Source organism: Achromobacter xylosoxidans (genome assembly GCF_001457475.1).
Classification (GTDB): Bacteria; Pseudomonadota; Gammaproteobacteria; order Burkholderiales; family Burkholderiaceae_B; genus Achromobacter; species Achromobacter xylosoxidans.
The window spans coordinates 743,749-758,577 of the sequence record NZ_LN831029.1; the positions used below are offsets into that span (position 1 = coordinate 743,749).

Sequence of the window (14,829 nt, forward strand, 5' to 3'; positions counted from 1 at the left end):
TGAATCATGAATTCACTGATCGATCGCCGTCTTAACGGGCGCAACAAGAGCGCCGTTAACCGGGAGCGCTTTCTGCGGCGTTACAAGGACCAGATCCGCAAGGCGGTCCACGGGATGATCCGCGACCGCTCGATCCAGGACATGGATCAGGGCGGCGAGATCAACCTGCCCGCCCGCGATATTTCCGAGCCGACGTTCCGGCACGGCGCGGGCGGCGACCGGGAAATGGTGCATCCGGGCAACCGCGAGTTCGCCAAGGGCGATACGTTCGACCGGCCCCAGGGAGGAGAAGGCCAGGGCGGTTCCGAGCCCGGCGAAGGCGAGTCTGTCGATCAGTTCACCTTCAGCCTGTCGCGGGCGGAATTCCTCAACCTGTTCTTCGAAGACCTGGAACTGCCTCACCTGGCCCGCAACACGCTGGGCGAGGTCAGCCAGAAGAAATGGCAACGCGCCGGCTACACCACCACCGGCTCGCCCAGCATGCTCAGCATCAGCCGCACGCTGAAGTCGTCGCTGGCGCGGCGGGTGGCGTTGAGCGTGAAGGCGCGGGCCGACCTCGAGGACGCGGAGGAGCGCCTGGCCAAGGCCAAGGCGGCGGGCGCGCCCGCGGACCAGATCAAGGCCCTGGAACAGGATGTCGAGGACTGCCGCGAGCGCCTGGCCCGCGTGCCGTTCCTGGACGACCTGGACCTGCGCTACCGCAATCGCGTGTCGGTATCGATCCCGATGGCGCGCGCGGTCATGTTCTGCCTGATGGACGTGTCCGGCTCGATGGACGAGGGCAAGAAGGACCTGGCCAAGCGCTTTTTCACGCTGCTGTATCTGTTCCTGTCGCGCAAGTACGAGCACGTGGACCTGGTCTTCATCCGCCACACCGACAACGCCGAGGAAGTGGACGAGCAGACGTTTTTCTACGATCCCAAGAGCGGCGGCACCATCGTGCTGTCGGCGCTGGAACTGATGCGCGAGATCGTCGAGAAGCGCTATCCGCCCACCGCCTGGAATGTGTACGCGGCGCAGGCCAGCGACGGCGACTCGTTCGGCGCCGACGCCGGCAAGAGCGCGCGCTTCCTGGCCGAGCACCTGTTGCCAGCCACGCGCTACTTTGCCTATATCGAGGTTCCCGACTCGCAGGAGGCGCGCAAGAGCAGCCTGTGGGCGGAGTATGAACAGAAGCTGGAGCCGCATTTCGTGATGCGGCGGATTTGCGAGCGCGGGGAGATCTATCCCGTGTTCCATGACCTGTTCAAGAAGGAAACCGCATGAATGCCATCCTGGGCGCACTGGTGGAGCCGGAATCGGCCGACAGCCCCCGGCCGTTGTCGCAAGGTTCCGAATGGACGTTCGAACTGATCCAGTCCTATGACGAAGCGATCTCGCGGGTCGCGCGCGAGTACGGGCTGGACACCTATCCGAACCAGATCGAGGTCATCACCTCGGAGCAGATGCTGGACGCGTATGCGTCGGCGGGCCTGCCCATCGGTTATCCGCACTGGTCGTACGGCAAGGAGTTCATCCGCAACGAGCAGTTCTACCGGCGCGGCATGCAGGGCCTGGCCTACGAGATCGTGATCAATTCCAACCCCTGCATCGCGTATCTCATGGAAGAGAACTCCATGACCATGCAGGCGCTGGTGATCGCGCACGCCTGCTATGGCCACAACTCCTTCTTCAAGGGCAACTACCTGTTCCGCCAGTGGACCGACGCCGACGGCGTGCTGGACTACCTGGTGTTCGCCCGCAAGTACGTGATGGATTGCGAGGACCGCTACGGCATCGATGCGGTGGAGGCGCTGCTGGATTCCTGCCATGCGCTGTCGCACCATGGCGTGGACCGCTACAAGCGGCCGACGCCGATCTCGTACAAGGAAGAGGCCGCGCGCCAGGCCGAACGCCAGGAACACGCGCGCCTGCAATACAACGACCTGTGGCGCACACTGCCGCGGCTGGAGGCCGACAAGGACGAGCGGGTCGCCGCGTCGGTGTTCCCGCCCGAGCCGGAAGAGAACCTGCTGTACTTCATCGAGAAGTATTCGCCCAAGCTGGCGCCGTGGCAGAAGGAGCTGGTGCGCATCGTGCGCAAGATCGCCCAGTATTTCTATCCGCAGACCCAGACCAAGGTCATGAACGAGGGCTGGGCCACGTTCTGGCACTACACCATCCTGAACCGGCTGCACGAGAAGGGGCTGGTCAACGATGGCTTCATGATGGAGTTCCTGCAGAGCCACACCAACGTCGTCAGCCAGCGCGGTTTCGACGAGCGCGGCTACGGCGGCATCAACCCGTACGCGCTGGGCTTTGCGATGATGTCGGATATCCGCCGCATCTGCGAAAAGCCCACCGACGAGGATCGCCGCTGGTTCCCCGACATCGCCGGCGGCGACTGGCTCAAGACGCTGGACTTCGCCATGCGCAACTTCAAGGACGAGTCGTTCATCTCACAGTACCTGTCGCCGCGCCTGATCCGCGAGTTCCGCTTCTTCGCGATCTCGGACCACCAGGCCAATCCCAAGCTGGAAGTGGCCGCGATCCACGACGACGAAGGCTACCGCGACATCCGCCGCCTGCTGGCCGCGCAGCACAACCGCGACAACCAGGTGCCGGACATCCAGGTCACGCGCTTCAACCGCGACACCGATCGCTCGCTGGTGCTGCGGCACCTGAGGAGCCGCGGCCGGCCGCTGGCGGCCGAGGACGCGGAGCAGGTCATGAAGCACCTGGCGCGGCTGTGGGGCTTCCGGGTGCGGCTGGAGGAAACCGAGCCGGACGGCACGGTCAGCTCGTATCGCGAACAGGATCCGCCGAACGCCTGAGCGAGCATGGCCGCCCCGGACGAGCGCGGGATGGCGGCCGCGGGGCACGCAGCGGAGCCTGCGGCAAAAGGGGACGCAATAACGTCCCCTTTTTCTTTACCCCGTCCCGCCAATGCAGCTTTCCTGCCGATCTGCTAGAATCGCGGATTCGCATTTTCAGGAATGCGTATCCAGATCAGGACAGGTGGCCGAGTGGTTGAAGGCGCACGCCTGGAAAGCGTGTATACGTCAAAAGCGTATCGGGGGTTCGAATCCCCCTCTGTCCGCCAAGATTTCCCCAAGCCTTGCCCGGCCTTGCCGGCAATGTCACAAACCCGCATGAACATTGGTTCTGCGGGTTTTTTGTTGCCCGCTGTTGTTTGCCTGCCTCAGTTTCGCGCCACACTGCGAAAGGCGGCCGAGAGCGCGGCAAGCGCGTCGCGCGCCCGGCTGTCCCTGGCTCTGGTATGAAGCAGAATGGGCAGGCGCGGCAATTCCGGCAACCCCAGCCTGGGGCCGACGTCGACCGCCCCGAACGGCACCATGCGCGCGGAGAGCGCGGCAACGCCGAGCCCGGCCATCACGGCGGCCGCGACCGCCATCACGCCGCCGCCCACGAATACTTCCGTCCAGGGTATGCCTGCCTCGTCGAGCAGCTGTCCAGCCATGGCGCGCACGCCGCAAGGTTCGGCCATCGTGGCCAGCGGCAGGGGCGTTCCCGCGCGATGTTGCCAGCCCGGCATGGCGAACCAGCCAAACTTCTCTTCGGCGAGGAGGTCTCCATCGCCGCGGCCCGCGTGGAAGCGGACGATCACCGTGTCGAGTTCCCTGCGGTCGAAACTCTGAAGCAGCTCCGCTGACGATCCAATCCGGATTTCGATCAGCAGTTGCGGGTCCTGCGCGTTCATGCGGGCAATCAAGGCGGGCAGTTCCGGGCCGGCGACATGGTCGCTGATGCCGATGGCGAGACGCCGCCGCGTTTGCGCGACAACCGAGACCGCCCGGTCATGGGCCTGCATGAGTTCGCGCGCATGTTCGAGAAAGGTCGCGCCCTGTGCAGAAAGTTCCACGCTGCGAGGCGTGCGTTCGACAAGCCTGAATCCCAGCCTGTCTTCGAGCCGCTTGAGCCGCAGGCTGACCGCCGCCTGCGTGGTCTGCAAGGCTTCGGCGGCGCGGGTGAAACTCCCGAGTTCCGCAATGCGGATGAAGGCTCGGACGGCTTCCAGGTCGAGGGCGCGGTCAGTCATTTCAATAGTTTATCTTTGAAATAAAGATCCATACGTTATCAGAATAGATAACATGAAGGCTGACAACCATGGAGGAATCCACGATGCCGCTCGCTCATATCTCGTTGCGTACCGGAAAGACGGAGGCTTACAGGCAGGCGATCTTCGATGGCGTTTATCGCGCGATGCGCGAGACATTCGATGTTCCCGAAGACGACCAGTTCATGTTCCTGACCGAGCACGAGGCCGCGAACTTTCGCTACGGTGCGACTTACCTCGATGTCGCCCGCAGCGACGATCTCGTGTTCATTCAGATCACCGCGAACAACACGCGCGGCGTGGAGCAGAAGAAGGCGTTGTTCCAGCGGATCGCGGCATTGCTTGGCGACAATCCCGGCATCCGGTCCGAGGACGTGTTCGTCAGTCTCGTCGAGGTCGTGAAAGAAAACTGGTCGCTGGGACGCGGCCTGGCGCAGTACGCCTGATCTGGCCCGCGACAGGCCGTAATCTGGAAAGCCAGTTGAAAGTTGTGTTGACCCGGTGGCCGGGTTTCCCAGGGAAGTCCGCAGGGCGCGTGTTTCAGCATGGCGCTTTGCATTTCGACTGATTGCAAATGCATGGACGCCAAATGCGGCGATTCATACACTCCGCCTGCGCGTCATCCCGCGCCCGCTTGCGCGGCCCGGCAAACGCGCCGCGCGGCGGCGGGATGCCGCGTTGTGCGAGCCTGCCGCCGCGCTGTCGATCCGACGTTGCCGGTACGCCCGCTTTACCTCATCTTGAAAAGCGTGGCGCAGCATGTTCGATTGGTTTCGACGCAAGTGGTTCGGGTGGTCCGCGGAGCAGACGCGCGTGGTGCCGAGCTTTCCGCGGGATACGGGAGCGCCGGACCGGCGTGGCGGTGCCGCCACCGGCGTGGTGGTCGCGTTCTTCACGCGCGACAGCATCTACGAGACGGAAAAGAACCGTCTGCTGCGATCGGCGCAAAGATTGGGACTGGCCGTCGACGCCGAGCCGATCGAATCCACCGGGTCCTGGGTGCGCAATGCGTCCATGAAGCCGTCGGTGCTGGTTGCCATGCGCCGCAAGCACGCGGGCCCCATGTTGTACGTCGACGTGGACGCGGTATTTCATCGCGACCCGTGGCCGGCGCTGGCCGCGATGGACTGCGATATCGCCGCCTACTACGAGCCGCAGGGGCATCTGCTGAGCGGCACGCTGTTCATCAACCATACGCCGGCCGCCACCGCGTTGTTGCAAGCCTGGGCGCAGGCTTGCGCGGAGAATCCGGATGAATGGGATCAATTGGTGCTCGAGCGGCTGCTTGACAGCGACGCCGCCCGCGCCGAACCGCGCTATCGGCTGGCGCGGTTGCCCGTTGCCTATTGCTGGATCTTCGACAAGACCGACAATGCGCCGTGCGACGAGATCTACGTCGAGCATCTGCAGGCCAGCCGGGAAGCCACGCAACGCAAGCGCGTGTTCGGCAGGCCGGTCCGCGCGGTCAGGCGCCGGCGGGACCGGGTGCGCGCGATCGAGCGGATCCTGTTCGAATGAAAGGGCGCGTCAGGCCACGGCATAGATGATGTGGTCCAGCAAGCATTCGACCTGCCTGTCCGCCTGGCGCCGGCAGCCGGATTTGCCCTGAATCCCTGGCAGGCCCAGGGCTTTTGCATGGCGGCGCGCGGCAATGTTCTACGCTAATCGCCTGTTCCCGGAGATTGCCATGTCCAAGATCACTATCGATTTCGTGTCCGATGTTGCCTGCCCCTGGTGCGCGGTGGGCCTGGGCGGCCTGCTGGCCGCGATGGAGCGGGTGGCGGGCGAGGCCGACGTCGAACTGCATTTCCGGCCGTTCGAACTCAATCCCGACATGCCCAAGGGCGGGCAGAACACCATCGAACGGCTGATGGCGAAATACGGCTACAGCCGCGAGCAGGTGCAGGCCAATCGCAAGGCGATCAGCGAACGCGCGGCAGCCGTCGGCATGCGCATGCGCATGGAGGATGACAATCGCTCGTTCAATACCTTCGATGCCCATCGCCTGTTGCATTGGGCCGGATTGCAGGGCCAGGCCGGCCAGACCGCGCTGAAGAAGCGTCTGCTGGAGGTCTATCACTACGAGAACCACGACACCAGCGATGCCCAGGTGCTGGCGCGGGCCGCGGCCGACGCCGGACTGGATGAAGCGCAGGCGCGCGAGGTGCTGGCGTCCGGGCGCTATGCCGACGAGGTGCGCAAGGAAGAGGCCGACTGGCGCGACCGGGGCATCACGTCCGTGCCGTCGGTGATCCTCAACGGCAAGTACCTGGTGTCCGGCGGCCAGCCGGCCGACGTGTTCGAACAGGCGCTGCGCCAGGTGGCGCGCGAGGGCTGAGGCGGCGCCCTCGCGGGCAGCCCGGCCGCCGCATTCTGTCGACCGCCTTCAAGCCCGCACGATCGGGCCCACGTCCAGCACGTACATCTGCCGCTCGCCTTCGTGCACGGAATCGATGCAGACCTGGGTGCCGTCGCGGCTCCAGCGCGGATGCAGGTCGCAGCGGTTTTCCTTGGACAGCGCGGGATCGGCGTAGAAACTGCCGAGATCGTGGCGTTGTCCCGTGCGCATGTCGTACAGGAACAGGATGCGTTCGTGCGTGACGGGATCGGGATAGGTATCGCTCAGCAGCCAGCGGGTGTCCACCGGCGAAAAAGTCATGTGGCCGTTCTCGGTGAGGATGCCGTTGCCGACCACTTGCACCTGGCCGCCGTCGGCATCCTCGTACAGGTGGTAGTGGATGCTGCCGGCGTGCGGCCCCCACACGATGATCGAGCGGTCGTCGCGCCACAGCGGGTGCGAGATCTGGTATTCCGACTTCTCGTAGTCGAAGGTGCCGACCGCGTTCGGATCGAAGTCGGCGGCCAGCTGCGGCAAGGGATGGTCGGAGCATTCCAGCAGGCGCATGTCGCTGCCGTCCGGATTCATCGTGATGAGGCGGTGCAGGAAGCAGGTTTCGTCCTCGACCCGTTCGGTCCAGCGATGCAGGAACAGGATGCGGGTCGATGACGGGTTGACCTCGATGTGGCTGACCCAGTGGATGGCGTGCTCCATCGAGGCGCGCGGGTGGAAGTTGCGCAGTTCGGCATAGCTGACCAGCAGGCGGTGGTCGCCGCTGTCCAGGTCCAGGGCGTGGATGCCGTCGTCCGCCGGGGCGTTGGCCACCGGGCCCGGCGCGTGTTCGCTGTAGCCGATGGTCTGGTGCGTGATGTAGAGCCGCCGGTAGTCCACGCACAGCGCGTAGCGGCTGTTGGGCGCGGCGACGTAGATCGGCAGCGGCAGGTAGCGGGTTTCGCCGGTGCCGAGATCGTGCACCGCCGAGCGCAGGCCGGGATAGAAACCGCTTTCGTCGTCGCGGCGGCAGTTGTAGATCAGCTGCGGTTCGGCCTTGCCGTCCAGCCATTGCAGTTGGCAGCCCATCTGCCAGTTCCAGGCGGTGGTGGCGCCGACGGCGTGGTAGCGTCCGCCGTCGCGCAGGTCGAAGTAGCCCACTTCGGCCTGCAGTTGCGGGGTGAGCACCGCATCCTTGAACGCGGTGCGATTGGCCAGCAGATAGCGGCCGTCACGGTGCCAGACGGTCTTGTTGTAGTAGCCGAAGAAATGGTGATGCGGCGCGGCGCCCAGGCGGCGGCAGGCGATGGGTGTGGTCATGCGAGTCATGGGTCAGGAAAAAAGGTTCAACCGGCGCTGATGTGTTCGGCCTCGATGACCTTGTTCCAGCGGGCGCGTTCGCGTTCGACGAAGGCGCGCGCCTCGGCCGGGGTGTTGCCCACCGGGGTCATGCCCAGGCGTTCGAGCCCGGCGCGGAACGCGGGGTCGGCGTAGACGCGGCGCAGGTCGGCGCTGATCTTCTCGATCAGCGCGTCGGGCACGTCCTTGCCGGCGGCCAGCGTGGTCCAGGAGGTGACCGTCAGGCCTGGCAGGCCGGCCTCGGCGGCGGTGGGAACGTCGGGCAGCGCGGCCGAACGCGTGGCGCCGGTGATGGCCAGCGCCTTGAGCTTGCCGGACTGGATGTAGCCGATGGTGGTGGGCACGTTCTCGAACAGCAGCTGGATCTGGCCGCCGAGCAGGTCGTTGAGGGCGGCCGAGCTGCCGCGGTACGGTATGTGTACGATCGGGGCCTGGGAGGCGGTCTTGTAGAGTTCGCCTACCATGTGTACCGAAGAGCCCACGCCGGCCGAGCCGAAGTGCAGCGTTTCCGGCTTGGCCTTGGCCTGCGCGGTAAGCTCGGCAAGGGTGGTGGCCTCCAGCGCTGGATTGGCTACCACGACGTGCGGCATCTCGGCGACGATGGTGATGAGCTTCAGGTCGTCGGCGGGGCGGTAGTTCAAGGTCTTGTAGACGCCATAGGTGGCGTGCAGGCCGATGGAGCCGAGCAGCAGGGTGTAGCCATCGGGCCCGGAATCGGCCACGTATTTGCCGCCGATATGGCCGCCGGCGCCGGGCCGGTTCTCGACCACGACGGACTGGCCATAGAGCTTGCCCAGGTGTTCGGCGAGCAGGCGCCCCTGGATGTCCGAACTGCCGCCGGCCGTGAACGGTACGATGATCCGTAACGGTCGGTCGGGATAATTGGCTTGGGCCTGCACGGTGAACGGCAGGGCCGCGCCGGCGAGGGTCAGGCAAAGGGCTTGCAGGACGCGGCGGCGCCAGGGACGGCATGAAAACATGGTAATTCCCCACAGCAGTTGGATTTCAAGAGGGGCGCGAGTGACCACACCCTGGGAGCCACGAGTGTAGGAGTGGTGAGGGTATTTGAAAAAATTCTTTTTTCGGCATAGGCTATGCAGGTTTGCAATACCCTGTGACGCCATGAGCCGACCGCTGAATTTCCGTCAGATCGAAGCCTTCCACGCGGTAATGCTGGCCGGCACCACCACGGGTGCCGCGCAGATGCTGCGCACCACCCAGCCGTCGATCAGCCGCCTGCTGGCGCAGGCGCAGCAGGCCAGCGGCCTGAAGCTGTTCGACATGGAGCGTGGCCGCCTGCGTCCGACACGCGAGGCCAAGGACCTGTTCGACACCGTCAAGCGGCACTTCGTGGGCCTGGAGCGCATCGAGGACCGCGTGGCAGCCATGCGCCGCAGCGGCAGCGGCGTGCTGCGGCTGGCCTGCACGCCGGCGCTGGGCCTGGGCATGCTGCCGGGCGCGGTCGAGGAATTCGCGCAGCGCTATCCCGACGTGCACATCAACATGCAGACCGTTGGCAGCCAGTACCTGCGCGAAGGCCTGCTGCATGGCACCTACGACGTGGTGGTGACGACGGTGCCGCTGGACGGCGCGCACCTGGCGCTGCACAGCCTGCACGAGAGCGCGGCGGTCTGCGTGATGCGGCCCGACCATCCGTTGGCCGCGCTGCCCGCCATCGGCATCGCCGACCTGAACGAGCGCCGGTTGCTGGTGTTGAACGCGGACGACGACGTCTACCTGCAGCTGCGCGGCGCCATGCTGGCGCACCAGGTGCAGCCGGTGTCCGAAATCGAGACCACCTATTCCTCGACGATCTGCGCGCTGGCCGCTGCCGGCACCGGCCTGGGCATCGTCAATCCGTACATTGCCGACGTGTTCGCGCAGCAACTGGCGATAAGGCCGTTCACGCCGAGCCTGCCGGTGCGCGTCTGCATGGCTTATCCCGCGCAGACGGCGCCGTCGGTGGTGACGGAAGCGTTTGTCGACATCCTGACACGCCGGTTCGCGGGTATGCCGCAGCGCTAATGAAGCGCTCGGCCCGACCACCGAGGAACGCCGGGGTGGTTGCTGTCACTCAACTTGCTGTACGCCGTGTGTGGAAGGACAAGGAGACCGTTTTGAGGAGTGCTGCCATCCCCTGCAATCGTGCCCGCCCTGCCGGAGCTGGGCGATGACGCCGCGAGCGGGACAGACGCTGGGACTGGAAATGGAGATGGTGGTGGCGCGCAGGGAGAGCGGCACCAGCCATCCCGTGGTGGGCTACTTCGATGCGCTGGCGGCCATCAAGACCGCGCGCGGCGAGGCGCCAGACCTGGTGCGCATCGACGGGAAAACCGTCGGCGTATCGGTGGCGGCCGGCGAAAGCGGCCTGGACAACGGCTTCAACCTGCTGGAGACCGCGCTCGCGCCGGTGTCCGAGGAAGAGGGGGGGCTGGCCGAACTGGCGCGGCGTGTGGGACGCGAACTGGCGGATGCGAGCGCCGCCTTGCACGGCGAGGATGCGGTGATCTTGAACGCGTCCGAACATCCGCAGTGCACACTGGACCCCGCCTGGTATGCGTCGGTGCATGTGCCACGACCGATCTATCGCGAACTGGTCGGGCATCGGGAATGGCTGCACCGTGTGGGCATCGACGCCAAGGCGCAGAACAGCCCGTGCACGTCGGTGGACGTGTCGCAGGCGGCGCGCGCGCTGAACGTGGTACTGGCGTTGGCGCCAGCCAGCATCGCGATCTTCGCCAACAGCCCGCTGGAAAACGGCCGCGTCACCGGCCTGAAGGAAAACCGGCTGACCGTGTGGGACCGCATGTTCCGCCATTCGCGCTTTGCCGGCGATCATTATCTGCAGCGTCTGCCCGAGCGTCCGTTCGTGGATCTGGGCGATTATTTCCGCTGGATGTTCGCGCCGGGCACCGTCAGCCGGTGCCTGCCGCTGGCGGTTGACGAAGGCTACAAATCGGCCGCGGGTGTCTACTTGCGTGGTTCGCCGTCGCTTTCGGCGTTCCTGGCGTCCGAAGGCTGGAGCGGCCTGCGCACGGATACTGGTGAGGTGGTGACCATCACGCCGCAAGGCAGCCACTTCGAGTATTCGCAGTTCGCGCATTTCCTGGATGCGCGTTGGCGCTACCGACTGGCGGCGCCACCGACGCTGGATGCGTTGCGGAGCGCCTGGCGGCAGCCTGGCGGCATCGAGGATTTGTTCGCGCGCCTGGGCGCCAGCGGCTATATCGAAGGCCGCGCGCCGGGCGCGGGCTTTGCCGATGGGCAGTTGCTGCAGGAGGCCGGCCCCGCGGTGGCGGCGACGCTGGTGATGGCGCCGTCCGCGCTGCAACTGGGCCTGATGCGCAATCTGTCGCAGGCCGAAGACCTGTTGCGGGCGTGGGGGTGGTTGCGGTTGAGGGCGATGCGCGCCGACGCAATACGCGACGCGCTCCATGATCCTGCGGTGCGCGCGCTTGCCGATGAGGTGCTGACGGTGGCCGCGGGCGGCCTGGCGCCGGCCGAACGCGATTGGTTGGCGTATGCGCGATACGCCATCGACACGCGCAGCACCGGTGCCGACAGGCTGCTGCAACTGTGGCGGCAGCACGGCGATGATTCCGATCGGCTGGCCGCGATCTGCCGCGCCCGGGCTCTCGTCCAGCTGTGAGCGGGAGCAGCAGGCAACGGGGCGGACCCCGGTCAGGCTCGTCGGCCTCCGCGGCCCACGTTCCTCAAATGCGCGGCAACATGGGGTCTGGCCCAGGATCTGTCGGCACTGCCGATGCAAGCCATCGACCACTGCAGCCACGCGAAACGCTTGCCTTTATGGCCGACTCGTCAGTGCGGACGCTGCGGGTTACCGCGCCTCGTAGACTTCGTCGGCCGCCAGCAGGATATCCACGGGCGGATCGAAGCCGATGACGCGGGCGGTCTGCAGATTCAAGGCGATCTTGGCCGGATCGATCCAGACCTGGCTCAATTCGCGCGCCTTGGCGCCGTTGAAGATGCGCGCCATGGTCTCGGCATAGAACAGGCCGACGTACGAATAGTCGGCCTGCGCCAGGCTCAGCAACAGGCCATGCTTGACCTCTTCGGAACCCAGCATCGAGAAGCTGGGCACCCGCGCCTGCCGCAGGATCTCGGCCACCGTGTCGATTGACGTCGGGGTAACGCCGCGATGCACCGTGACGTAGGCCGCGTCGATCTGCGGCGCCAGCCTGGCATAGCATTCCAGCGCATTGCGGGTGGCCACTTCGGGCGCGATGCCGTTGGAGGGCGCGTTGCAGGTCAGCACCTTGAAACCCTGTTCGCGCGCCACCTGCTCGACCGCCTCGACCGCGCTGTAAGTGCGGCCTTCGGGGCTATCCTCGTATACCAGGCCGAGCCGCTTGAACGGCACGATCTCATGGAACAGGCGCACTTGCCGCTGATAGCGCTCTGGCTGGACGCGCGCGTGCAGATTGTCCAGGCCGCTGTCCTGCGCCGAGCGGGTGATGCGGGCGCCGACCGCATCGCTGGTCGAGGCCACGATCGTAGGCACCGGCGCGCCCAGGCCCGCCATGTCCTGGCCGGCCCAGGTGCCCATGGCGATGATCAGGTCGATGTCCTTCCTGCCCTCCAGGCGCTGCTTGATCGATTCGCGCACGGCGGGCCGCTGCGCGGCGTCGAAGTTGCCCGGCTGCCACCAGGCGTCGCGCACGAATTCCAGCGTGTCGCTGCGGACGTTGTCGGCCAGGTATTCCCACATCTGCCTGCCATTGAGGCCGTCGGGGATGACGGGAACGGTGATCCAGCCCAGTTTCTGCAGGCCATCGACGGTGACGCGCAGCGTGCGCGGATATTCGCTGTAGTCGCCGCTCTCGAAATAGCCGATGCGCCATTTCCTGCCGTCGGGGCGCGTCACCGGCTTGGTGGGGAACACCTGTGGCGTGGCGACGGGCGGCGCGGCCGCGGCAGGACCGGCGGTGGGGGCCGCCGCGGCCTGGGCCAGGCTCGCGGCGGGCGCCAGCAGGGCCAGGCTCAGCAATAGGGTGGACAGCGATGTCTTCATGGGCGGCGGATCACGATCAATGTGATGTCATCGGATTGCTCCGCGCCGTCGGCGAAGGCCTGCACGTCTTCCAGCAGACGCTTGGCGAGGCTGGCCGCCGGCACGGGGGGATTGGACAGCACGGCCAGCAGGCGCGGGTCGCCGTACTGCGCATTCTGCGGATTGACGGCCTCGGTGATGCCGTCGGTGTAGCCCACGAACATCTCGCCGGGCCCCAGCACGGTCGACAGGCAGCGGTACTCCAGGTTCTCCTGGACGCCGCAGGCGGGGCCGCTGCGGCCTTCCAGCAACCGCACCACGCCGTCCGCGCCCACCACCGCCGGCGGCAGGTGGCCGGCGTTGGCCCATTTGAGTTCGCCGGTGGTCATGTCCAGCACACCGACCAGCAGCGTGACGAACATCATGTTGGGATTGTTTTCGGACAGGCGATTGTTGATCTTCTGCATCATCAACGCCGGGTCGGTCTCGTCCTCGGCGGTGGCGCGGATCAAGGTGCGCGTCACCGCCATGAAGAGTGCCGCCGGCACCCCCTTGTCCGAAACGTCGCCGATGGCCAGGCACAGCCGGCCGTCGGGCAGGGTGAAGTAGTCGTACAGGTCGCCGCCGACTTCCTTGGCCGGCAGCATCACGGCATTCAGGTCGATCTGCTCCCGCGTAAGCGGCGACAGCGGCACCGGTAACAGGCCGAGCTGGATGGCGCGCGCGATATTGAGCTCGCTTTCGAAGCGTTCGCGGGCCGTGGTCTCGCGCATCAGCCGGGAGATGTTCTCGCGCAGCTTGCGGTCCATGAACAGGAACGATGCCGCCAGCCGGCCGACCTCATCCTTGTGCCTGTCCGGCAGCGCGGCGATGTAGGCGGGCACGCTGGATGCCGCGGTCAGGTCCTGCTCGGGCAGCAAGCGGGCATAGTGGGTCAGCGTCTCCAGCGGGCGCACGATGCGCGCCGCCACCAGCCAGGCGCATACCAGCGCCACCAGCATCATGCCGACGAAGATCAGCGCCTGCCGATTCAGCAGCTCGCGCGCCGGCGCCGTCAGGTCGCTTTCGGGAACCACCGCCACCACGGTCCAGCCCAGCGGCGCGAAGCGGGCGCTATCGATTTGCCAGGGCCCGTCGCCGCCCTCGAAGCGCAGGCTTTGCAGCTTGCCGCCGCGGTCCTGGCGCGCCAGCAGCGCGCGCAGCGTTTCGCCCTGGCCATCCCTGGCGTCGAGCAGGCCGGCGCGCGCCTCGGGAGGCGCCACGACCATGCGGCCGTCATCGGCCGCGATGAAGATGAAGCCCGATTGCGCCAGCGTCAGTTTCGACAGCGTGTCGCGCACCGAGTTTTCCAATTGCGCGCGGCGCGTCTCGATCTGCTCGATCACATCCTGGGCGCTGTCGGAGATGGCGAAGACCCAGTTCCAGGGACGGAAGTAGCCGAAATAGGCGTAGCGCGTTTCGCCATCGCCACGCTGGGCCGACGGCGGCCAGCGGTAGATGGCAAAGCCATAGCCCGAGCTGCGGCTTTCCTCGAGCAGGGCCTGGGCCAGCGGCCGGTTCTTGAAGTCGGACAGCGACGACAGATCGCGGTCGATCATGTCCGGGTTGCCGCTGGCCAGCACCTGGAAGTCGGCGTCATAGACGAAGGCGTAGCGGCGGTCGTCGAGTTTCAGGCGATTGATCCAGGCGCGCGCCATGCCCTTGGCCGCGCCGGGCGTCATGATGCCGCGCTCGGCCATGTCGGCATAGGCGTTCAGGGCCGCGGCCACCACCGTGCCGCTCTGCATCAACTGCCGCCGGCCGCTGCGCACCGTGGAAATCTTGTCCGCCAGCAGGGCGCCCCAGCGCGCCTCGGCATCCCGCAGCACCAGTTCCATCACGTTGCTGACGGCGTGGCGCTCGCTGTTGACCACCGTGCGCGTGACATTGCGCTGGGTGGTCAGCATCACGAATGCCGCGACCGCCAGGAGCAGCGCTACGACCAGTAGAAAAATCTTGCTACGGAGCGAGCGCAACGACATGGGGGCGATAGGCGGCGGATGAGGTGAAGGCGTGAAATAAGATGCAATTTGC

12 protein-coding genes and 1 tRNA gene are annotated in these 14,829 nt (G+C 66.1%); 8 read left to right on the forward strand and 5 right to left on the reverse strand.

Annotation, left to right across the window (positions count from 1 at the left end):
- The first annotated feature begins 6 nt into the window (after positions 1 to 6).
- The 3 genes from AT699_RS03435 (at position 7) to AT699_RS03445 (ending at position 3,082) form a co-directional block, all read left to right on the forward strand.
- Positions 7 to 1,266, forward strand: a complete 1,260-nt coding sequence (locus AT699_RS03435; protein ID WP_006388664.1) for a YeaH/YhbH family protein — start codon at positions 7 to 9, stop codon at positions 1,264 to 1,266.
- Entirely contained in the window at positions 1,263 to 2,813 is a 1,551-nt protein-coding gene (locus AT699_RS03440; protein ID WP_020925243.1) for a SpoVR family protein, read from the forward strand. Before AT699_RS03435 ends, AT699_RS03440 begins: the two co-directional genes overlap by 4 nt.
- Positions 2,814 to 2,991: 178 nt before the next feature.
- Positions 2,992 to 3,082, forward strand: a tRNA-Ser gene (locus AT699_RS03445).
- Between the two features lie 99 nt (positions 3,083 to 3,181).
- On the opposite strand, the gene AT699_RS03450 is transcribed toward AT699_RS03445, so the two are convergent.
- Positions 3,182 to 4,039 carry a LysR family transcriptional regulator gene (locus AT699_RS03450; protein WP_024067710.1) on the reverse strand — a complete coding sequence of 286 codons (858 nt, stop codon included), beginning with the start codon at positions 4,037 to 4,039 and terminating at the stop codon, positions 3,182 to 3,184.
- 83 nt (positions 4,040 to 4,122) lie between these two features.
- On the opposite strand from AT699_RS03450, the gene AT699_RS03455 reads away from it, so the two are divergent.
- The 3 genes from AT699_RS03455 to AT699_RS03465 all read left to right on the forward strand — a co-directional run bounded on the left by AT699_RS03455 (position 4,123) and on the right by AT699_RS03465 (position 6,395).
- The gene (locus AT699_RS03455) at positions 4,123 to 4,503 is read left to right on the forward strand and encodes a tautomerase family protein (protein ID WP_026382496.1); all 381 of its coding nucleotides are present in this window, start codon (positions 4,123 to 4,125) and stop codon (positions 4,501 to 4,503) included.
- A gap of 313 nt (positions 4,504 to 4,816) precedes the next feature.
- Positions 4,817 to 5,575, forward strand: coding sequence for a putative nucleotide-diphospho-sugar transferase (locus AT699_RS03460; protein ID WP_024067711.1), 759 nt, complete (start codon positions 4,817 to 4,819; stop codon positions 5,573 to 5,575).
- Positions 5,576 to 5,744: 169 nt separating this feature from the next.
- Positions 5,745 to 6,395, forward strand: a complete 651-nt coding sequence (locus AT699_RS03465; RefSeq protein ID WP_024067712.1) for a DsbA family oxidoreductase — start codon at positions 5,745 to 5,747, stop codon at positions 6,393 to 6,395.
- A 48-nt stretch (positions 6,396 to 6,443) separates the two neighbouring features.
- Here AT699_RS03465 and AT699_RS03470 read toward each other — a convergent pair whose 3' ends face one another.
- Together AT699_RS03470 and AT699_RS03475 are read right to left on the reverse strand one after the other, a co-directional pair.
- Positions 6,444 to 7,715, reverse strand: coding sequence for a hypothetical protein (locus AT699_RS03470; protein WP_058207214.1), 1,272 nt, complete (start codon positions 7,713 to 7,715; stop codon positions 6,444 to 6,446).
- A gap of 17 nt (positions 7,716 to 7,732) precedes the next feature.
- Positions 7,733 to 8,725 (reverse strand): Bug family tripartite tricarboxylate transporter substrate binding protein, encoded by a 993-nt coding sequence (locus AT699_RS03475; RefSeq protein ID WP_020925237.1) that lies wholly within the window; start codon positions 8,723 to 8,725, stop codon positions 7,733 to 7,735.
- 142 nt (positions 8,726 to 8,867) lie between these two features.
- Between AT699_RS03475 and AT699_RS03480 the strand changes: the two genes are divergently transcribed.
- Together AT699_RS03480 and AT699_RS03485 are read left to right on the forward strand one after the other, a co-directional pair.
- On the forward strand, positions 8,868 to 9,770 hold the full coding sequence (locus tag AT699_RS03480) for a LysR substrate-binding domain-containing protein (protein ID WP_006388672.1): 903 nt from the start codon (positions 8,868 to 8,870) through the stop codon (positions 9,768 to 9,770).
- A 145-nt stretch (positions 9,771 to 9,915) separates the two neighbouring features.
- Positions 9,916 to 11,394, forward strand: a complete 1,479-nt coding sequence (locus AT699_RS03485; RefSeq protein ID WP_024067714.1) for a glutamate-cysteine ligase family protein — start codon at positions 9,916 to 9,918, stop codon at positions 11,392 to 11,394.
- A 189-nt stretch (positions 11,395 to 11,583) separates the two neighbouring features.
- Here the strand turns inward: AT699_RS03485 and AT699_RS03490 are convergent, their stop codons facing one another.
- Positions 11,584 to 12,777 carry an ABC transporter substrate-binding protein gene (locus AT699_RS03490; RefSeq protein ID WP_024067715.1) on the reverse strand — a complete coding sequence of 398 codons (1,194 nt, stop codon included), beginning with the start codon at positions 12,775 to 12,777 and terminating at the stop codon, positions 11,584 to 11,586.
- Complete coding sequence (locus tag AT699_RS03495; RefSeq protein WP_024067716.1) at positions 12,774 to 14,702, reverse strand: SpoIIE family protein phosphatase; 1,929 nt, start codon at positions 14,700 to 14,702, stop codon at positions 12,774 to 12,776. Before AT699_RS03495 ends, AT699_RS03490 begins: the two co-directional genes overlap by 4 nt.
- Positions 14,703 to 14,829 lie beyond the last annotated feature (127 nt).